Consider the following 20,117-nt stretch of genomic DNA (forward strand, 5'->3'; position numbering starts at 1 on the left):
CTGGGGAACCTATTTAGCCCGTGCCACCTCTCCCTATCCGCAACGGGGGCAGGGAGCGTGGGGGGTACCTTTCGTTCATTGAGTGCGTTGTGCCTTGCGATCGTCATGGTCGGCGCGATCGGCGTCGTGCCGGTCGCCTCGCTCTCGCAGGCCGTTGGACGAGCGGTCAATTCCGACGCGCTGGCGCTCGCGAGCGCGGATGCGGCCGCGGCCTTGCGCGGCCCGCAACGGTGGGATGGCGGGCCCGTCGCGGTCCGTCCGGTCTTCTCGGACGTGAATCGACCGATCGAAGTCATCATCGAAGTGGGCGGCCGTTCATTGGCGGCCGAGCAGTCGTACCGCGCGTCGCGGGGGATGCCTTCCCTCGACGGTGCCGCGCAGCGAGCGTACGTCGCGTCGGTGCGCGCGTCCCACGCGGACGTCCGCGCGGCAATCGCCGCGGCGGGCGGGACAGTCCGCTACGAGTACGCGATCGTCTACAACGGGATCGCCGCCGTCCTGGATCATGCGGCGCTCCTCCAGATTGCCGGCATGCCGGGAATCGTCCACATCTCCCCGACGCAGGTCGCCACGATCGCCCTCGATCAGAGCGTGCCGTTCATCCTCGGCGGCAAGACGTACGAGGAGCTCGGTGCGGACGGCACGGGCGTGCGCATCGCGGTCATCGACACCGGGATTGATTACACGCACGCGGCGTTCGGCGGGAGCGGAGACCCGGCTGATTACGCATCGAACGACCCGAGTGTCATCGAGGACGGATCCTTCCCGACGGCGAAGGTGATCGGCGGGACGGACCTCGTCGGCGAGGCGTACGACGCCCGCGGCGCGAGCGCCCCCGGCGGCGCTTGCAGCGCGACTCCTCACCCCGACCCCGATCCGCTCGACGTCAACGGCCACGGGACGCACTCGTCCGACACGGCCGCGGGCATGACGGTCGAGGACGGGGATGGGAACGTTCTGACGCCTCACGGCGTGGCCCCGGGCGCCTCCTTGTACATGATCAAGATCTTCAGCGCCTGCGCCGCCGACGGGAGCGCGAGCACCTCGAATGCGAACGTCATTGCGGCGATCGAGTGGGCGACGGACCCGAACCAGGACGGCGACACCTCCGACCACGCGGACGTCATCAACATGTCCCTCGGCGGCGCCTTCGGACGCGACACGGAGGCAGGCGCCCAAGCGTCGGATGCGGCGGTGGACGTGGGCGTCATCGTCGTCGCGTCCGCCGGCAACTCCGGCAACATCCCGTACATCACGGGAGCGCCCGCGGCGGCGACCGAGGCGATCAGCGTCGCGGCGGGGAACGACCCCGGCATCAAGCTCCAACTCCTGACCGTGGCGAACAGCGCCGGCGCGGACGGCGACAAGGAGTCCGTCGAGGGCGCGTTCACGCCGCCCCTCGCGGAGACGGGGACGAAGTCCGGCCTCGCGGCGAGGCTTGGTGACTTCCTCTCGCCCGCGGCGCAGCTGTGCACCGCCCTTCCCGCCGGGAGCCTCGCGGGGAAGATTCCACTCGTGTCGCGCGGCACGTGCACGTTCCAGCTGAAAGTCGAGAACGCGCAGGCCGCCGGCGCGATCGCCGTCGTCGTGTACAACAGCGTCGGCGGAGACCCGATCGTCATGGGAGGCGTGGGAGGCGTCTCGATTCCCGCGGTCATGGTGAGCATGGCGGACGGAAGCGCCCTCACGAACGCGATCGACGCCGACACGACGTTCACACTGGACCCGGCGAACCAGAAGCCGATCCCGGACCGACTCGCCCCGTTCACATCGCGCGGTCCGCGCTTCAACGACGCCTCGATCAAGCCGGACGTCACCGCGCCGGGCGTGTCGATCCTGTCCGCTCTCGTCGGTTCGGGCACCGGAGCGACTTCGGTGTCCGGGACGTCGTTCTCCTCTCCGCACGTCGCCGGAGCGGCCGCGATCCTCCGCCAGCTCCATCCCGATTGGAGCGTCGAAGAGATCAAGTCGCTCCTCATGAACACCGCGACGGACGCGAAGCCCGGCACGACGACCCCGTACGCGACCTCGCTCATGGGCGCCGGCCGCGTCCGCGTCGACGTCGCGGCGACGACCGAATCCCTCGTGGTCCCGGGGAGCGCCTCGTTCGGCGTCGCGGAGTCGAGCGCTTCCGGGACACAGCAGTACGACGTGAATCTGGAACTGCGCAACAAGGGAGACGCGTCCAAGTCGTTCGCCCTGAGCTCGGCGTTCCGGGTGCCGGGGGACGTCGGCGGGGCGATCACCCTCGTCCATCCCGCCACCCTGTCCGTCGACGCGGGCGGCTCGACCGACTTCACCCTGAGCTTGGTCGTAAACTACAACACCCTCGCAGGGTCGCTGTTCGAGAAGGACGGTTTCCTCACCCTCACGGAATCGGGGGGCGGGGACATCCTGCGCGTGCCGTTCCTCTTGATTCCGATCGCCAGGTCCGCGGCCCACGCATCCGCGGCGGACATCGCCCTCGGCTCGTCGTTCATGGTGCAGAACCCGGGGGTCCGCGCGACGCGCGTCGACGTGTATCAGCTCGGCGCGACCTCGCCGAACGAGGACTTGATCGCGGAGCCCAACGGCCTGCCGAACGATCCGGACGACTGGTTCGACATCCGCGCGACCGGTGTGCGGTCGTTCGGCAAGGATCCGGTCGGCTCGAAGGCGGACCAGGTCCTCGAATGGGGCATCTCCGTGTGGGGCCGCCGGAGCGCGCCAAGCCTCCTGGTCACGGACATCGTGATCGACGTGGACGGGGGCGGGCCGGACTACCTCGTCGAGGTCGCCGACCTCGGCCTCCTGACGACGGGATCCTTCAACGGCGCGATGGCGTCCGCCGTGTTCAGCCTGAACCCGAAGCCCGGGAAGCCGTCGGGATTCCTCGAGTTCATCGTGCCGAACACCTTGCACGCGTCGTGGCAGAGCGCACCGCTCTTCCTCGCGGACCTGAACACGCTCGCGCGGGCGAACAACCAGCCCAAGATCGGCCTCGCGAACGAGCCGTTCTCGTACGTCGTCATGACGACGGACCTCGAGACGGGATCGTTCGACGTGTCCCCCGTCGGGATGTTCAACGCGAAGCAGGTCCAGCTCAATGCGGTCCCGAACACCGTCGCGATCCTCGCGGCCGGGGGCAGCGCGGGAATCACCGCGGTCGGCGCCACCCCGGGCGGACTCCTCCTGATCTACCGCAACAACGTCGCGGGCGCGGACCAGAGCGAGGTCGTCACGGTCCACGCGTAGCCCGCCCGCGTGCCGCGGAAGGGATCCGACAAGGCGACCTCGGCGGGAGCCGCCTCGAATAACGTACAAATAGGGTCCGCTCCATCGAGTCCGCCTTGCTCGACATCCGGCTCGTCCGCGAGAGCCCGGAGGTCATCCGGCGCGACCTCGCGAAACGCAACGTTCCGGAGAAGGCGAAGCTCCTCGACGACGTCATCCGATGGGACAAGGAATGGCGGGAGGCGCTCGCGGGCGCGGACGCGCTGAAGCGGCAGAGAAACGAAATCACGCGGCAGATCGCGGACGCCAAGAAGGCCGGCAAGGCGACGGAGAAGCTGCGGAAGGAAGCGGCCGACCTGCCGAAGAGAATCGAGGCGCTCGACGCGAAGAGCGAGGCGCTCGCGGCGAAAGTCCGGGAGGGCCTCCTGCGTTTGCCGAACCTGCTCCACGAGAGCGTCCCGGTCGGGAAGGACGACACGGAGAACGTCGAGATCGCGAAGTGGGGGACGCCGCGGAAACTCGAGTTCGAACTGAAGTCCCACGGCGAGCTGCTCGAGGCGCTGCGGCTCGCGGACTTCGAGCGCGCGCGGAAGATCGCCGGCGCGGGGTTCGTGTACCTCCTCGGAGACCTGGTCCGGCTGGACCAGGCGCTCCTCGCTTTCGCCCTCGACCACATGGTGAAACAAGGCTTCACGCCGGTCTTCCCGCCGTTCATGATGCGCCGCGCGGCGTATCAGGGCGTCGTCGACCTCGGGGATTTCGAGACGGTCATGTACAAGATCGACGGAGAGGACCTCTTCCTGATCGCGACGTCGGAACATCCGATGGGCGCGATGTACATGGACGAAATCATCGACGAGGCGGATCTCCCGATCGCCCTCACGGGCATCGCGACCCAGTTCCGGCGGGAGATCGGCGGGCACGGGGTCGACACGAAGGGCCTCTTCCGGATGCACCAGTTCAACAAGGTCGAGCAGTTCGTCTTCTGCCGTCCGGAGGACAGCTGGACGTGGCACGAGAAGCTCCGCGCGAACGGTGAGGCGATCTACCGCGCCCTGGAGATCCCGTACCGCGTCGTGAACTGCTGCACCGGGGACATCGGGACCATCGCGGCGAAGAAGTACGACGTCGAAGCGTGGTATCCGCGGCAGAAGAAATACGGCGAAGTGATCAGCTGCAGCAACTGCACCGATTACCAAGCGCGGCGGCTGAACATCCGCGCAGGGAAAGTCGGCGGTGACAAGTTCATCCCGCACACGCTGAACGCGACCGCGATGGCGACCTCTCGCGGCCTCGTCGCGGTCCTCGAAAACTACCAGCGGGAGGACGGGAGCGTCGAGGTGCCGAAGGTCCTGCGACCGTTCATGGGCGGGGAAGAGACGATCGGGCGCGTCGGCCGAGACCGTGAGTGACGCGCGGTGGCCTTCTGCCGGTCCGATCACCGCAACGTTCATCCCTACGTCCCACGCTTCGACGATCCCGTGGCGGATGCGCTCGCGGTGCGAGGGATGCGGAAGCGCTTCGGGAAAGTCGTCGCGGTCGACGACCTGTCGCTGTCGATTGCCCACGGCGAGATCCTTGGGCTCGTCGGCCCGAACGGGGCGGGCAAGACCACGGCGCTCCGATGCCTCTGCGGCCTCCTCCGGACGGATGCGGGACAGGCCTGGATCGAAGGCCACGACATCGTCGCGGATCCGCTCCCCGGCCCGACACGCGCTCGCTTTCATCCCGGAAGTCCCGCACCCGTTCCCGTTCCTCACCGCGAAGGAGCATCTGATCTTTGTAGCGCGGACGTACGGCCTTTCGGACGGCTGGGAGGCGCGGGCGGACCGCATCCTCCACGCGCTCGACCTCGATGAGAAAGCGGACAGCATCGCGATGGAGCTGTCGAAAGGCCAGAAGCAGAAGATCCATCTCGCGATGGCGATGGTCCGCGATGCCACGGCCCTCGTGCTCGACGAACCGCTGATCGGGATTGACCCGAAAGGCGCCCGCGTCCTGAAGGAATGGATCCGCGAGCGCGCGCGTTCGGGGGCCGGAGGGATCGTGAGTTCCCACAGCCTACCACTAATCGAGGCCGTGTGCGAACGGGTTGCGATCATGGACCACGGGAGGATCGTCGCCCAGGGGACGATCGACCAGCTGCGGGAACAAGCGGCGGCCGAGCGCGGGACGTCATTCGAGGACGTCTTCTTGCGGATCACGGAGGGCGCGGAATATCGAGCGACGTGACGAGTTCGCGATCCTCCGGTGGATCTCGGCGCGCACAATCCGGAACTGGCTGCGGTGGGCGAGCCGCAAGGTGTGGTTCTGGGCGACGATCGTCCTCTACAGCTTCCTCGCGATCCCGGTCCTCGTCGGGTTGATCGGCTCCAACGCTCGCCCCGAGACCCTCGGAGCGATCCCGTTCTCCTCCGGCCTGCTGGCGGTGCTCGTGCCGGGCGCGTACGCCTTGGTCGGCGTCGCGGTCGGCGCGTTGAGCCTCATCATCCGTCCTCCGGTCGCCGAGATCGTGTTCCCGGCACCGATTCGGCGGGCCTCGGTCGTCCAGGCCCGCGTCCGTCGGGCGTTCGTGCGGACGACGGGGGCGACCGGGGTCATGGCCCTGCTCGCGGGGCTCGTGATCGGGAAGTTCTTCACGGTCCCCGGGTGGCTCGAGGCATCACGGATCTTCGCGGTCTTTGCCCCGCTCGTCGGCACGATGTGGACGGGGGGCCTCCTCGTCGCGTACGGCCTGAATCGGTCGAAGGAGAAGACCCAGGTTTTGGTGGGCCTCACCGCCCTCGGCGTGTTCCTGCTGAGCGTCCCATCCGTCACCTTCCTGGACGGGAACCTATGGGACGATCCGCTCCTCATTCTGCTCGTGTCCCTGGCCATCCCGCCGGCGAAACTCCTGCTGGATTTCCCGCTCGGAGCCGCCGATATCCTCGCAATCTCCCTCGGGTGGGTCCTCTTCGCGGCGCTCCTGTTCCTGGCGCATGAGTGGCCCTACCAGGTCTACGAAGACTTCGGAGGGAGGCGAATGGGGTCCTTCGAGGCGCTGTCCCGCGAGCGAGCGCCGAGCTCGGAACTCGTCCGACGCATCGCCCTCCGATTGCGCGCGCGATACCGCGACGTCGGATCAGGCATGTGGGCCCTCGTCGGCCGGAACCTCACCGCCCTCCTGCGATTCCCATACGTCGTCGTGAACGGCGTGTTGGTCGGAACGGTCCTCTTTGTCGTGGCACCGGTGGGCGTCGCCGCGGACGCGGGCGGCATCCACGCCGCGGGGACCGTCGTCATGTTAGGCGTGATCTTCGCGGTCCTCCTGCAGATCGGCTCGCTCAGTCCGTCGAGCGAGATGCCCCAGCTCGAGACGATTCGCCTCCTCCCGCTTCGGCCTTCGCAGGTGATCGGCGGGTACCTGATTGCCGGCGCTGTCCTGCCGGCGGCCTTCGCGTCGGCAGTTGGTTTGGTCGCTGGATTCGTGGCGTCCTCGCCGCTCCTCGGCCTCCTCGGGTTCGGCGTCGTCGAATCCGTGGCGCTTGCGTCAATTAGCTGGGCCATCCTCGCGGGCACATTCGCACCGCCCCTATCCGTCGGGGAAATGGGTCTCCGGCAGGGAGGGATGATCTTCTCGCCGTGGGCACTCGTCATCGCGTTGTCAATCTCGATGGAGGGCTTTCCGCTGCTCGCCGTGTGGGGCGACCCGTCGACCTTCCTGATCGGAGGCATCATCATTGGGTTGAACGGATTCCTCGCGGGAATCGCTCTCGCCGCGGCCGCGGCTCGATTCGCACGGCCGCCACGCAAGTGACCATGGTCCGCAATCGGCCCCGCCAAAAGTTCCTTAATGATTCGGGTCCTTGCCCTCGTTGGTCCCCATGTCCCTCCTGTGCCCGATCGACTTTCGCTATGGGAGGCCGAAGATGCGGGGCATCTTCGAAGAAGACGCGCGGTTGCAGCGGCTCCTGTACGTCGAGGCGGCGCTCGCTCGGGCAGAGGCGAAGGTTGGGCTGATCCCGAAAGAGGCAGCGGCGGAAATCGCGAAGAAGGCCACGACGAAGAACGTCACGGTGAAGCGCGTCGAGGAACTCGAGAAGGATACCCGGCACGACCTCATGGCGGTCGTCCTCGCCCTCACGGAGGCTTGCGACGGCGACGCGCGGAAGTACGTCCACCTCGGCGCGACGAGCAGCGACATCCTCGATACCGCCACCGCGCTCCAGCTGGGCGACGCGATCCGACTCATCGACGACGACCTCGATGGCTTGATCGACGTCTTCGCATCGCTCGCCTCGAAGCACAAGCGCACGATCATGCTCGGCCGCACACACGGTCAGGCCGCCGTGCCGATCACGTTCGGATTGAAGATGGCCGTGTTCGCTTCGGAAGTCGCGCGGCAGCGCGAGCGGCTCCGGCAGGCGACCCCGCGGATCGTCGTGGGCAAGATGTCCGGGGCTGTCGGCACGGGCGCTGCGTTCGGGCCGCACGCCGCCGAGATCCAGAGGGCCGTCCTGGGCGACCTCGGCGTCGGCGTGGAGGACGCCGCGACCCAGGTCGTCGGCCGCGATCGCCACGCGGAGTTCGTCGGCGTGATTGCGAACCTCGCCGCCTCCCTGGAGAAGTTCTGCACGGAGGTGCGCAACCTCCAGCGCACGGAGATTGGGGAAGTCGCCGAGGCGTTCGAGGCGAAACAGGTCGGCAGCTCGACGATGGCGCAGAAGGAGAATCCGGTCGCCTCGGAGAACGTGTGCAGTCTCGCCCGGATCGTCCGCTCGCTCGTGACGCCGGCCCTCGAGAACGTGCCGCTGTGGCACGAGCGGGACCTGACGAACAGCGCGGCGGAACGAATCCTCCTGCCGCACGCCTGCGTCCTGATCGACGAGATGCTCGCGCGCACGACGGAGATCTTTCGCACGCTGCGCGCCTATCCGGACCGCATGAAGACGAACCTCGAGGCGACGAAAGGACAAGTCATGGCGGAGTCGGTGATGATCGCCCTCGTGGGTAAGGGGCTCGGACGGCAAGAGGCCCACAAGCTCGTCCGCGAGACGGCGCAGATGGCGCGATCGAAGGGAATCGATCTGCGGGACGCGCTCCTCGCGGAGCCGAAGGCGACGAAGCTACTCTCGAAGAAGGAGATCGATGTGGCAATGGACCCGGCCGCATACCTCGGGGACAGCGTGGCGATCGTTGACGCGGTCGTGAAGCGAGTGCACTAGTCCGTTCAAGGACGGAGCCACGCAATCCGCACTGGGCTAGGGATTGCCGCGGGATCCCCAATCGCGGTTGTCCCGCGAACCCTTAAGAATCATCCGAGGCTTTCGAACGCGATGCAGTTCGCCCGTGTCGTCGAAGCGTACGAGAAGATCGAGGCGACGACGAAACGGCTCGAGATGACGGACCTCCTCGTCGGTCTCTTGCGGGAGATCCCGAAGGAGGATCTCGACAAGGTCGTGTATCTCACGCAAGGGCGGATCCATCCCGACTACGAAGGCATCGAACTCGGCCTCGCGGAGAAGATGGTGATCCGGGTCCTCGTGCTTGCGACGGGGCTCGACGACGCCCGCGTGCAGAGGCTGTGGAAGGAAAAGGGGGACCTCGGTCTCGTCGCGGAAGAGGCGCTCGCCGCGCGTCGGCAGAAGCCGCTCGAGTCCACGCCGCTCACGACCGCGAAAGTGTACGCGAACTTGGACGCAATCGCCCGGGAATCGGGCGAAGGGAGTCAGGATCGGAAGATTCGTTTGCTGTCCGACCTGCTCGGCAACGCCACGCCAGGGGAGGCGAAGTACATCGTCCGCATGGTCGTCGGGCAGATGCGACTCGGCGTCGCGGACATGACGATCGTGGACGCGCTCGCCTCCGCCTACGCGACAAAGGCGGATCGAGACCGCGTCGAGCGCGCCTACAACGTGTCATCGGACCTCGGCGAGGTCGCGCGCGCGATCGCGGCGAAGGGTCTCGGCGGCCTGGAAGAAATCCATCTGAAACTGTTCCGCCCCATCCGCGCGATGCTCGCAGAACGGCTCGAGACGCTCGAGGAGATCTTCGAGCGGATGGGTGAGGCGGCCCTCGAGTACAAGTACGACGGCCTCCGGGTCCAGGCGCACGTCTCGCCGAACGAGATCAAGCTGTTCTCCCGCCACCTGGAGAACATCACGGGACAGTTTCCCGAGATCGTCGCAGGGCTGAAGGCCGCGATCCGAGGGAACGGGGCAATCGTGGAAGGCGAGGCCGTGCCGGTCGACCCGAACACGGGCGAGTTCCTCCCGTTCCAGGAGGTGAGCCGCCGGCGCGGGAGGAAGACGGAGGTCGAACGGATGGCGAAGGAGTTCCCGGTCACCCTGTTCGCCTTCGACTGTCTCCTCCGCGGGGACGAGGACTTGACCGCTCGGCCGTACACGGAGCGCCGCAAGGCGCTGGAAGCCGCGCTCACGCCGAATGAGGGGATCCGGCACTCGACGGTCCGCGTGACGGACGACGTCAAGCAGGCCGAAGCGTTCTTCGACGAGGCGCTCCAAGCGGGCTGCGAGGGGCTCATGGCGAAGGCGCTCGACTCGACCTACGACGCAGGCGCTCGCGGGTATCAGTGGATCAAGTTTAAGCGGGAGTACAGCGCCGCCTTGAGCGATACAATCGACCTCGTGATCGTCGGGGCGTTCGCGGGGCGCGGCAAGCGCGCCGGCTCCTATGGCGCACTCCTGATGGGGGCCTACGACGATCAGGCGGATACATTCCGGACGACGTGCAAGCTCGGCACGGGATTCGCCGACGAGACCTTGCTCGCGTTGCCCGAGAAACTCAAGGCCGCCAAGAGGGATCGCAAGCCCGCGCGGGTCGACTCGAAACTCGAGGCCGACGTCTGGTTCGAGCCGCAAACCGTCCTCGAAGTGCGGGGCGCAGAAATCACCGTGAGCCCTGTCCACACGTGCGCGTGGGGTGCAGTCCGCGAGGGCGCAGGACTCGCCGTGCGGTTCCCCCGGTTCACGGGGCGGTGGCGAGACGACAAGGGACCGGAAGACGCGACGACCGCGAAGGAACTCCTCGAGATGTATCGCCAGCAGCTCAAGCAGGCGAAGAAGCCGTCCGGATGACTACGGCATCCCGAACCGACCGGTCGTCGCCCGTCGGTGGAGGACCGTCTCCAGATCCGTGAGACGCGCGAGACGGATGAACCCAGGCGGCCCTACCGCAGTGTCGTAGAAAAGACCGCGATCAATCAGGGCCGTCGACAACCCGAGTGCGTCGGCGCCTCCCAAGTCGACCGGGGAGTCGGAGACGAAGATGCTTTCGCCGGGCGAAGCCTTCAATTCCTTCATCGCGGCTCGATAGATTTTCGGGTTCGGCTTGTACGCCCGCACCTTTTCGGAGATAATCGCGGCATCGAAAAGAGGCCGCAGGCCGAGGCGCTCCACCACGGGCGTGACGGCGTCGGTGTCGCCGTCCGTCACGAGCGCGAGGCCATCGGAGCGAGACCGGAGGGACCGAATCCAGTCGACCGAGGCGTCGTCGTGGAGGACGCACGTTTGGGCGAAGTCCGCCCATGCGCCGCTCACCAAGCGGCCAGAGTCGAAGGAAATGGCCCTTCCCGTGAGGAGTTCGGCGAGCGCCTCCGCCGCGAGGTCGCGCTGGGGGCGAAACTTTCGACCTTGCGCGCGCGGCAGTCGGTCCGCCGTCCGCCGCGCCCACTCTAGCGCGAGTCCGTCCGCCTGATCAGGAGCGATCCCCAGATCCACTTGGAGACGCTCCGACATCGAGGAACCGATGCCCCGAAGGTCAACCAAAGTCCCGCCGAGGTCAAAGAGGACGAATGATCTCGTTGTCAGTTCGGTCCCACCCGTCTATAGGTCATCCCGGAGACCGGAAAGAACACGGGTATTTATTTGGCGTTTCTTATATCGCAGACGACGTAGGGACGTCTGGATCGGACGATGGCGGACTGGATCAGCACGGTCCTCAAGAGCGCGCCCCTGGTCTCTGCGGCGGCGTGGCTGCTCCTAGCCGCCCTGCAGGTCTACCGTGACCGGTGGCACACCTGGACTGAGAGATTCTTCTTGCTCTCCTGTTTTTTCGCAGGTTTCTACGCGGTCGGCGACTGGCTTTTCTTTAACGCGGATCCAAACAGTCTGCGGGCGCTGGAAACCGCCGCCACGATCAGTCTCACGGGGCTCGTCCTCGCCGTGAACTTCTTCCTGCTTTTCACGCTCGTCTACGTGGATCGGATGAGACGTAGGTATTGGGCTTTCGTCTTCTTGACCGTGGCGGTGCTGATCATGGTGTGGACCACTTCGATTGAGAGCGTGGTCCCTCCGTCGGGCGGAGGCGTCCCGATCGCCATCTTCGCGCCGATCCCGTTCGCGCTTCTGCTCGTGTACGTCCTCGTGTACGCAATCATCGGAATCTGGAATCTGTACCGGCTCTACCGCATCGTCCGCGAGAGCAGCAAGATGCTCGCCAGGCGGGCCGCCGGGCTCATGGTCACGTTCACCCTCGTCTTGGTCTTGGGACTCGGGACGAACGGGCTCTTAGGCGTCATGCAGAACCATGATTTCCCGCCCCCTCTGTCGACGCTCCTCATCTTTGTGGCCGGGAGCGCCTACTACACGCTCTATCCCGTCGGCAGGCAACGGATCTCGGAAGCGATTCGTCTCTTTCAGGCCCGCCGGTACGCGATCAAGGCCGTCTTCCTCACCTATGGGGACGGCACCTTAATCGGCTCGAAAGTGCGGCCCGGGGAAAAGGTGGTCGACCAGGATTTGTTCGGTGCGACGCTCGACGTCATCCAGAATTTCATGCGCACTTCGTTCCCGATCCTCCGCGGGAAGAGCCTCAGTGCGATCACCCACGGGAGCTACACGCTGATCATGGAGCGCGGACGATACGCATACATCACCGTCGTCCTCGAGGGCGAGGAGTCGGACCAACTGCGACGCCAGATGAGGGACTTACTCCTCAATTTCGAGGCAGAGAACCGACAGGTCCTCATGAAGTGGCAAGGTGTACCGAGCGACGCGAAGGGGACGGAAGAGATGATGACCCAATTCTTCATCGAGTCGCCGCTCGTCTAAGCGTACACTTGGATGAGGCCGATCGGGGAACCGAGGACGAACAGTTTGCGGGGCTTCGGCGTGAGACGCACGATCTTCTGACGCAGCTTCAGCTCCCGTTCGCGGTAGCGCGCCTTGATCTCGTCGATCGACGCGTACTTCTTCGAGAGCGCCTCGCCTTGGTGCAGGAGCTTCGCCAGATACGTGACCGCGACCATCGCGGCGTACTCGTCGAAGTTCCAGTTGCTGTGCACGGTGCCGTTCTGCGAGTAGACGTACGCGGATTTTCGCATCCGGATCGGGATCCATCCACCCGCGATACCGAGCTTCGTGTGCCGCACCACGACGTCGATGGTCGGGAGGACCTCGAGCAACTTTCGTCCTTCCGCAGTGAGAAACCACTCCTCCTCGTAGTCCATCAGGAAGTGCGCGTCGAACTTCGGCTCCCTCGGCGGCGGGAATGCGCGGCGGAAGGTGTCTTCGAGCTCGTATCCTGGGTGGATCCCCTCGAGGCGGATCGCGAGGCCGTGGCGGCGCGCGTATTCGCGGAACGGCTCGATGCCCTTCGCCAGGATCTCCAGGAACCGCTTCGTGTCCTCCGGGCCGCGCTCGCGGTTGTACACGGTGTGTGTCAGGATCACGTTCGTCCGCGCGCCGAGGCTCGCGAGCGTGTGCACGAGGGCGAGGCAGTACAGGCCCGCGTCCGCCTCGACGTCGTACGCCACGGGGACGGACAGCGTCGACCGCGTGCCGTCGGGGATGTCGTACATCACAAGGTCCTGGATCCCCAGCAGCGCCTTCTCCGGCTCGATGCCGAGCCCGAGGGAATGGGAGAGGTTGTCCCACGAATCCGCGAACGCACCTCGAATCGCCTCGGGCGTGGCCAGTTGCAACGCCCCTCCACTCCGGGCCGGGAGTGGTGTTCGTCCGTCGACGTAGTCCGCCGACTCCACGAGGCTCTGAAACAACTCCTCATGGAGGCGGTGTTCCACGGCGTCGGGTTCGATGGAATCAGGGGGTTCCAGTCCTGGTTCTTCGGGGGGCGCAGGGCGCGCCTTCGACGAGATACTAGCGGTCACGGGCCACCCTCTCCCACTGTTACCAGAACTGATTACCACCTATTTAGATGCTACGGTTGATACCGAAAGATAGGATATGTTAAGAGTTATAGGAACCATCAAATACCGCCACGGCGTTCCCGGATCGATGTCCGGGACGGGGGACAAGGTGCAGTTCAACATCCGCGTGGACCGCACGGTCCTCGATCGGTTCCGGGAGTACTGCCGACGGAACGGCTTGGACCCGCACGGCCAGATCGTCCTCTTCATGAGGCGGGTCCTCGAGACGGAATTCGACTTTCAGGAACGGCTGTGGTCGGCGTTGAAGGAAGAGGGCTCGTGAAGAGCGAGGCCGGCAGCGGAGCGTCGAAGCGGCGCGCGAGGATCGCGAGGTCCCGACGCCCGATCGCCTCCGGGGCCGCCGTGAGGAAGAACCGGCATCCGTGGAGGCTCGCGATGTCGAGGCAGTCCTTCACGAACGGGAGCCACGTCTTCAGGTCGACGTAGAGGGCGACCTGTTCGAGCCCGACGAGGACGAGGTCGCTGCCTGGATGCGAGGAGGCGAAGTTCGTGAGGGTGCGCCGCGCCTCCGTGTCGAGCGCTTTCGGGCGCACGCACACGACGCCGGGCTGCGGGTGTTCCGTAATCCAGACGATTTCGAATCTCTCGCCATAGCGCACGCGCGCCTTCGACGGATGTTCCGTCGTGAAGAGCAGCCCGTGCCTCGCGCCGACGAGGGGCAACGCCACGGGGACGTCCTCGGCCGGGATCGTCAGGAGGACGGGATCCGTGGGGCCGCTCGACGCCGGCCCGGGCGCCTCGACGATCTCGAGGAACCGGTCGACGGACCCTCGGAGGATCGCGATCTGCTCCGGCGTGAAGGTCCCGACCCCCGCCGCCACGATCACGGTGCCCCGCGAAGCGCTCGCCTGGTTCGTCACGCGCTTCAGGAATCGCGCGACCGCGTCGAAGCCGGCGAAGGTCGCGAGGTAGTCGAGGTCGTCGAGGACGACCACCGTCCCCGGATTTTCGCGGAGGAACTTCAGGACCGTGTGGACGAGCTCGAAGTCGAGGCCGTTCGGGCGCACGGTCCGCTCTTCGCTCGACGCCGTCGTGACCCAGAGGATCGGCGTGCGCTCGAGCCCGAAGCGGGATGCGACGCGGCTCGGCGCGAGGCCGGTGACGCACAGGCCCGGCGTCGTCGAGACGATCTCCCGGAACGCGCCCATCGCGGCGGTCCGGCCGTTCTCGACGACGAGGTAGTTGAGGCCGCGCTCCAGGCGGTGCTTCGCGGCACTCGGGGCTTTCGCTTCGACGACCGGCGGAATTTCGAGATACTGATATCGCGCAACCGCGAAGGCGATGAAGACCGACCACATCATCGTGTACACGGATCCGAGGCCGAGCCGGGTGCCGCCCGCCGTCAGGAGAGGCCAGAAGAGCTCCGTCACCGCGGCCGGGACCGTCCCGAGCAGCAGGCCGAGGAGCACGACGCCTTGCACCCGACGACTCGGCGTCTTGCGGACCCGCCACCACGAACCAACGAAGAGCATGACGGAGGTGAACATCCACACGAAGAAGAGCGGCGCGAAGTACACGTACGTCGGCGCGACCCGGGCGCTCGGGCCCAGCCAATTCGAGGACATCCCGGCGATGATCAGGTCCGTCCCTACGACCAGGTAGGCCCAGGCGACGAACGGGAGATAGATCGCGAGCAGGACCCACGGTCGCCGGAAGCGAGGGGGCCGGGCCGGATACGTGACCGCGAGGTGGTACAACGCCGCCGGCACGAGGGTGATCGCCGTCCACACGACACGGGCCCAGACGAACAGGGCGTCGGGAGACATGGACGCGAACGAACGCAGCACCGCTTCGCCGAGGTCCCACGTGACGAAGGCGATCATCACGACGACCACGGCCCGGTTCGCGGGACCGCGCGGGTTCAGCCCGAAGACGTACGCGCCGAGGAACCCGCTCACGGCGAGGGCCGCGAGGGATAACACCCCGCCGCCGGTCAGCGTGAAAACGTCGGACGTCGTGGTCATTCGGACACGATCTCGAAGGTCCCGCGCTCGACGAGGAGCGGGTAGTAGTCCAAGTCGTGCTCGACCCCGCGCATCTTCACGACGCCGATGTACCGTCGCACGGAGGTGCTCATGCCGACGTCGACCTCGCGCATGCGCAGGTGGATGATCGTATCCGCGAGGAACTCCTCGACGCCGAAGTGCGCGAAGTTCACGCTGTCCCGGGGCATCTCCGAGACGAGGAACGTCGTCGCGTTCAGATCCCGCAACTCCTCGAAGAATTGGAAGATCTCGTTCCGCGGGCTCTCGAACGGGGCGAGGGCGTAAAGCGCATCAAGGCTGTCCAAACAGATGAGGTCGCAGCCCATCTCCTCTTTGTACCGTGCGAGCTGGCGACGTAGGCCGAGGAGCCACCGCGGCTGCTCCCGGACCTCCTCGATCTCCCGCCGCAGGCCGCGGACGTCGATGATGTGCACGCCTTTCGCGTGGCCCGGGTCCATGCCGAGGGACGTCATCTGCGACATCAGCGAGGCGCGGCTCTGCTCCATCGACAGGTAGAGCCCCGAGGCGCCGTGCTCCTTCGCCTCGTTGAAGAGGATGCGGTACACGAAGGACGACTTGAGGGATCCCGGCGGGCCCGCGACGAGGGCGATGTGCCCGCGCGGGATGCCGCCGCTGAGACGGTCGTCGAGGCCGACGACGTACGTCGATATCCGATCTGGAGTAGCCTCGGACAGCACAGAACCCCCTCCCGACCCGGACGGGCTGTACGGACATCGGTGTAGGCGAATAAAACGGTATCGCGCGTGTGCCCGGCGAGCCGATCCTCGGGGACGCCGCGGAACCATTAAGGCGACGTCGTTGTTCCTTCGGAGAATCCGATGCCCGCCACCGTGGCCGTCGGCACGCAGTTCGGGGACGAGGGCAAGGGCAAGATCATCGACTTCCTCGCGGACCGGGCGGACGTCGTCGTGCGGTTCCAGGGCGGGGCGAACGCTGGGCACACGGTCCAGGTGGGCGAGGAACTGTACGCCTTCCACCTCCTGCCATCAGGCGTGCTTCGCACGCGGACGATGAACGTCATCGGGAACGGCGTCGTCGTCGAACCCGCGCAGCTCCTCAAGGAGATCGACGAGACGCGCGAGCGCGGCCATCCCGTGAAGAACCTCCGCATCAGCGACCGTGCGCACGTCGTCATGCCGTACCACAAGATCCTCGATGCGCTCGAGGAGAAGCTGAAAGGAAACCTCGGGGCGGGCACGACCTTGCGCGGCATCGGACCCGCCTTCGAAGACAAGGTCGGACGCTTCGGCATCCGGATGGCCGACCTGATCGACCCCGAGACTCTACGGGCGAAACTCCGGACGATCGTGCCGATCAAGCAGCGGGTCATCGAGGCGTACGGCGGCGACGACCGCCTCGACCCCGAGTCGATGTTGGCGGAATCCACCGCATACGGGGAGCGGCTCGCGCCGTTCGTGATCGACACGTCCGCTTGGCTCGATGCGGCCCTGCACCGTGGGAAGCGCATCCTGTTCGAGGGCGCGCAAGGCACGCACCTCTGCATCGACCACGGCGTCTACCCGTACGGCACGTCGAGCGACTGCGTGGCGGGCGCCGCCTCGGTCGGCGCGGGCGTTGGGCCGCAATTCCTCACGGACATCCTCGGGGTCGCCAAGGCCTTCACGTCGAGGGTCGGCACGGGTCCGTTCCCGACGGAACTCGAGGGCCCGGTGGCGGAGCATCTCCGGGAGCGCGGGGGCGGGGAGTACGGCACGACGACCCGCCGGCCCCGACGGGTCGGATGGGTCGACCTCGTCATGCTCCGGATGTCCGTCCGCGTGAACGGGCTGACGGGCCTCGCCCTGACGAAGCTCGACGTCCTCGGAGGGCTCGACCGCGTCCGAGCGTGTATCGGCTACCGCCACGCGGGCGCGACCCTCAAGGAGTTCCCCGCGAGCATGCGCGTCCTGTCGGAGTGCGGCCCGATCTACCGCGACTTCGAGGGATGGCCCGAGTTCTCCGAGGCCGACTGGATCGGGATCGCGAAGAAGGGCCGGCGCGCGCTCCCGGAAGCGACGCGCAAGTTCGTCGCGTTCATCGAATCGCATCTGAAGGTCCCCGTCCGGATCGTGTCCGTCGGGCGGTCGCGCGCCGCGACGATCGGTCGGTGACCGACGTCACGGGATCGGCTCGGCGATGTCTGCGCCCACGATGCGCGCAAGACGCTCGCGCAACTCGCACGCCTTGCACACGGCGTGGACCGTCGGCTCACCGCACCGGGCGCACGCGTTGAGCGTCGCCGGCGGGTACTTCCCCTGGAGGAGCGGTCGCATCTCATCGTATCCGCGGAGGATCGCGTGGCGGGTCCCCGGGCTCTCCTCCTCGAGCCGGTGCACGATCTCCCGGAAGCGGCCGCGTTGCGCGCGCTCCGCGTACGGGCACGTCGCATCGTGGAACTCGATCCCCCGCAACATCGCGTACAGGTAGACCTCCTTCTCCGGGATCATCCGGAGCGGCTGGATCCGCGGCACGAGTCCCGGCTGGCGGACTTCATGGGGCCCGAGGCGCGCGAGCCTCTCGACGTCCCCCCGGGCGACGTTCATCAGGATCGACTGCGCGGTGTCGTCGAGGTTCAGGCCCGTCGCGACGTAGTCGGCGTCGAGCCCGCGGGCCGCGCGGTTCAGGGCATGCCGGCGGAAGGGACCGCAGTAGCTGCACGGGATCGCCCCCGGGTCGAGCGCGACGACGTCGTCCATCTCTCGGCCGACCGTGTCGGCATACGCGAGGACGCGGTGCTCGATCCCGAGCTTCGCGCAGAGGCGGCGTGCGTGCTCGATCCCTCCCGGCCGGTAGGAGGCGATCCCCTCGTCGATCGTGATCCCGATCAGTTCGACGTCGCGACGGTTCGCGAGGAACTTCGCGAGCAGGAACGCGGTCGCGCTCGAGTCCTTCCCGCCGCTCATCCCGATGGCGACGCGCTCGCCGCCGCGGAACTCGACTTGGGAGCGCACCTCCCGCTTCACGCGCCGTTCGACGAACCCGAGGAAGTGATCGCGACACAGGTGCTCGCCGCTGTACCGAATCCACTCGACGGAAGGCGCGTCGCAGCGGTCGCACGTCACGCGGCGTCGAAAGGGCGGCGGGGCTTAAGCCTTCACGGACCGGGCTGCCTCGGCGGCGCCGGTGGCATCGGAGCCGTCGGCGGGGCCGGCCCGGGGGGCGGGGTCACGGGAACGGCGGGCGGTGCCGTCCCCATGGACGGGAACGGGCGGACGATGAGGTCGTAGGCGACCGCCGCGAGGATGACGCCCCAAGGCGCCACGATCGCGCTCGCGAGGGCGGCGGCGACGAGCGAGACGGCCGGGTTGCGGAGGATGCCCGCAGGGGCGGCGATGGCGGTGGCGACGACGGCCCCAAGGAGAACCACGGCGAGGATCGCGCCGAACAGGGAGAGCCGATGGCCCTTCGTGATCGCCCAGCTCCGGCCCAACCCTCCGACCGCACCGACGCCTTCCATCATGACCACAGGCGCGTACAGGCTCATGCCCACGGATACGTAGAGCGCGATGATGCCGCCGACGACGAGGGCGATGAGAAGGCCGCAGACCAGGGTGAGGGTGGCATTCGTGGGCCCCCCGACCGCGCCGAACGAACCGACGACGAGCCCGAGGAGGAGAATCAGCGGCACGACGACGAGGGCGAGGACGATCAGCGCCAGGAGGAGGTTGGCGCCGAGGATGCTCAGGAACCGCTGGATGCCTCGACGGATCGCATCCTCGACGTTCATCGATTCGCCACGGAACCGGCGCACCGCGAATTCGGTCATCCCTCCCAGGACCACGCTGCTCAGGATCGTGGAGGCGACGACCCCGGCCACCGCAAGGAGGAGGAGGGAAAGCAAGGTCGTGCCGCTCGGAATCTCGGACGGAGTCCCGGGGACGAATCCGGTGCCGGTCCCGAATCTGTTGAGCACGGCGAGGGACAACGCGCCGCCGATCACCCCCGAGATCGCCGCGAGCACGAGGTATACGACGAAATACGGGACGAAGTTCTTCGACCAGACCTCGAAGGTCCCGGAGAGCATGTCGCCCGCCCCGCTGCCGCGCATCGGGGGACCCCACGCATAGGGCGGGTAGCCGCCCGGGTACGCCGGCGGGACGGGCATCGGATATGCGGGCGGCGGCGAATACGCCGGGGGATACGCAGGCGGATATGCGGGCGGATACGAGGGCGGCAGAGGAGCGGGACCCGTCGGAGACAGCCGCGTCCCACACGTGAGGCAGAAGTTGTTCGACGGCGCATTGGGGGCCCCGCAGGTCGGACACGCGATCGGCGCGGACACCGCGATTCCCCTCTTCGCCCGGCATCGGGCCGCGGGGTAGTTGAGCCTTTTGGCGGCGTGTCGTCGGCGTCCTGATTATGCCGCGTGAGAACCGCCGCGGTTCCTTTATTTGCGACGGCCGGGATTCGGTCCCTCTTCCCGCGGAGGGAACGCGACGGACATCAACCAGCTCGGGCTCCTGCTCATGGGCGTCGTCCTCGGATGGTTCCTCCTGTTCGCGGTCCGCCGGTACCGGGTGCAGTGGGGCGCCTTCGCCGCTTTCATCGCGGTCGTTTTCGGCGTCGGCATGCTCTCGTTCCTGTACCTACGCGAGCTGCTCGGGTACTACGGAATCGGCATCTTCCTCGGCTTCGTCTCGAACATGGTCGTCCGGGTCGCCGGCACGACGGCGGGCGGGAAGCTCGGCGAAGGCCTCCTCGAAATCAGCGCGTTCGAGCGGAAGGAGTGA

15 protein-coding genes and 1 pseudogene are annotated in these 20,117 nt (G+C 67.0%); 10 read left to right on the forward strand and 6 right to left on the reverse strand.

The annotated features are described in order from the left end of the window. Positions 1-105: 105 nt before the first annotated feature. From VF992_01020 to VF992_01045, 6 genes and pseudogenes are all read left to right on the forward strand, one after another. Entirely contained in the window at positions 106-3,234 is a 3,129-nt protein-coding gene (locus VF992_01020) for a S8 family serine peptidase (GenBank protein HEX9339745.1), read from the forward strand. A gap of 95 nt (positions 3,235-3,329) precedes the next feature. Next, complete coding sequence (gene serS, locus VF992_01025) at positions 3,330-4,625, forward strand: serine--tRNA ligase (GenBank protein HEX9339746.1); 1,296 nt, start codon at positions 3,330-3,332, stop codon at positions 4,623-4,625. Positions 4,626-4,721: 96 nt separating this feature from the next. Beyond that, a pseudogene (locus VF992_01030) lies at positions 4,722-5,445 on the forward strand (ABC transporter ATP-binding protein). Between the two features lie 70 nt (positions 5,446-5,515). Continuing rightward, positions 5,516-7,009 carry a hypothetical protein gene (locus VF992_01035; GenBank protein ID HEX9339747.1) on the forward strand — a complete coding sequence of 498 codons (1,494 nt, stop codon included), beginning with the start codon at positions 5,516-5,518 and terminating at the stop codon, positions 7,007-7,009. Positions 7,010-7,076: 67 nt separating this feature from the next. Further along, positions 7,077-8,417 (forward strand): adenylosuccinate lyase, encoded by a 1,341-nt coding sequence (gene purB, locus VF992_01040; protein ID HEX9339748.1) that lies wholly within the window; start codon positions 7,077-7,079, stop codon positions 8,415-8,417. Between the two features lie 111 nt (positions 8,418-8,528). Further along, a complete protein-coding gene (locus tag VF992_01045) occupies positions 8,529-10,289 on the forward strand; it encodes an ATP-dependent DNA ligase (GenBank protein ID HEX9339749.1) in 1,761 nt (586 codons plus the stop codon). Here the strand turns inward: VF992_01045 and VF992_01050 are convergent, their stop codons facing one another. Next, positions 10,290-11,021, reverse strand: coding sequence for an HAD family hydrolase (locus VF992_01050; GenBank protein HEX9339750.1), 732 nt, complete (start codon positions 11,019-11,021; stop codon positions 10,290-10,292). Positions 11,022-11,126: 105 nt separating this feature from the next. On the opposite strand from VF992_01050, the gene VF992_01055 reads away from it, so the two are divergent. Next, positions 11,127-12,263, forward strand: a complete 1,137-nt coding sequence (locus tag VF992_01055) for a hypothetical protein (protein HEX9339751.1) — start codon at positions 11,127-11,129, stop codon at positions 12,261-12,263. Here VF992_01055 and VF992_01060 read toward each other — a convergent pair. Next, positions 12,260-13,234: a hypothetical protein gene (locus VF992_01060; protein ID HEX9339752.1), complete on the reverse strand. Its 975-nt coding sequence runs from the start codon at positions 13,232-13,234 to the stop codon at positions 12,260-12,262. The two genes, VF992_01055 and VF992_01060, sit on opposite strands and share 4 nt — an antisense overlap. A gap of 214 nt (positions 13,235-13,448) precedes the next feature. Here VF992_01060 and VF992_01065 point away from each other — a divergent pair, with 214 nt between their 5' ends. Continuing rightward, on the forward strand, positions 13,449-13,643 hold the full coding sequence (locus tag VF992_01065; protein ID HEX9339753.1) for a hypothetical protein: 195 nt from the start codon (positions 13,449-13,451) through the stop codon (positions 13,641-13,643). Here VF992_01065 and VF992_01070 read toward each other — a convergent pair. Together VF992_01070 and VF992_01075 are read right to left on the reverse strand one after the other, a co-directional pair. Further along, on the reverse strand, positions 13,567-15,345 hold the full coding sequence (locus VF992_01070; protein HEX9339754.1) for a DUF835 domain-containing protein: 1,779 nt from the start codon (positions 15,343-15,345) through the stop codon (positions 13,567-13,569). The two genes, VF992_01065 and VF992_01070, sit on opposite strands and share 77 nt — an antisense overlap. Beyond that, complete coding sequence (locus VF992_01075; protein ID HEX9339755.1) at positions 15,342-16,064, reverse strand: ATPase domain-containing protein; 723 nt, start codon at positions 16,062-16,064, stop codon at positions 15,342-15,344. Before VF992_01075 ends, VF992_01070 begins: the two co-directional genes overlap by 4 nt. Before the next feature lie 141 nt (positions 16,065-16,205). Between VF992_01075 and VF992_01080 the strand changes: the two genes are divergently transcribed. Beyond that, positions 16,206-17,498 carry an adenylosuccinate synthase gene (locus VF992_01080; GenBank protein ID HEX9339756.1) on the forward strand — a complete coding sequence of 431 codons (1,293 nt, stop codon included), beginning with the start codon at positions 16,206-16,208 and terminating at the stop codon, positions 17,496-17,498. Positions 17,499-17,504: 6 nt separating this feature from the next. Here VF992_01080 and VF992_01085 read toward each other — a convergent pair whose 3' ends face one another. Continuing rightward, positions 17,505-18,449 carry a TIGR00269 family protein gene (locus tag VF992_01085; GenBank protein HEX9339757.1) on the reverse strand — a complete coding sequence of 315 codons (945 nt, stop codon included), beginning with the start codon at positions 18,447-18,449 and terminating at the stop codon, positions 17,505-17,507. A 32-nt stretch (positions 18,450-18,481) separates the two neighbouring features. Further along, a complete protein-coding gene (locus VF992_01090) occupies positions 18,482-19,492 on the reverse strand; it encodes a hypothetical protein (GenBank protein HEX9339758.1) in 1,011 nt (336 codons plus the stop codon). A gap of 286 nt (positions 19,493-19,778) precedes the next feature. On the opposite strand from VF992_01090, the gene VF992_01095 reads away from it, so the two are divergent. After that, entirely contained in the window at positions 19,779-20,117 is a 339-nt protein-coding gene (locus VF992_01095; protein ID HEX9339759.1) for a hypothetical protein, read from the forward strand.

This window comes from Thermoplasmata archaeon (assembly GCA_036395115.1).
In the GTDB taxonomy this organism is placed as follows: domain Archaea; phylum Thermoplasmatota; class Thermoplasmata; order RBG-16-68-12; family RBG-16-68-12; genus RBG-16-68-12.

Coding starts and splice junctions, on each gene's coding strand:
- VF992_01020 (HEX9339745.1), top strand. CDS start 106: ATGGTCGGCGCGATCGGCGTCGTGCCGGTCGCCTCGCTCTCGCAGGCC.
- VF992_01045 (HEX9339749.1), top strand. CDS start 8,529: ATGCAGTTCGCCCGTGTCGTCGAAGCGTACGAGAAGATCGAGGCGACG.
- VF992_01065 (HEX9339753.1), top strand. CDS start 13,449: ATGTCCGGGACGGGGGACAAGGTGCAGTTCAACATCCGCGTGGACCGC.
- VF992_01080 (HEX9339756.1), top strand. CDS start 16,206: ATGCCCGCCACCGTGGCCGTCGGCACGCAGTTCGGGGACGAGGGCAAG.
- VF992_01070 (HEX9339754.1), bottom strand. CDS start 15,345: ATGACCACGACGTCCGACGTTTTCACGCTGACCGGCGGCGGGGTGTTA.
- VF992_01090 (HEX9339758.1), bottom strand. CDS start 19,492: ATGCCCGTCCCGCCGGCGTACCCGGGCGGCTACCCGCCCTATGCGTGG.
- VF992_01055 (HEX9339751.1), top strand. CDS start 11,127: ATGGCGGACTGGATCAGCACGGTCCTCAAGAGCGCGCCCCTGGTCTCT.
- purB (HEX9339748.1), top strand. CDS start 7,077: ATGTCCCTCCTGTGCCCGATCGACTTTCGCTATGGGAGGCCGAAGATG.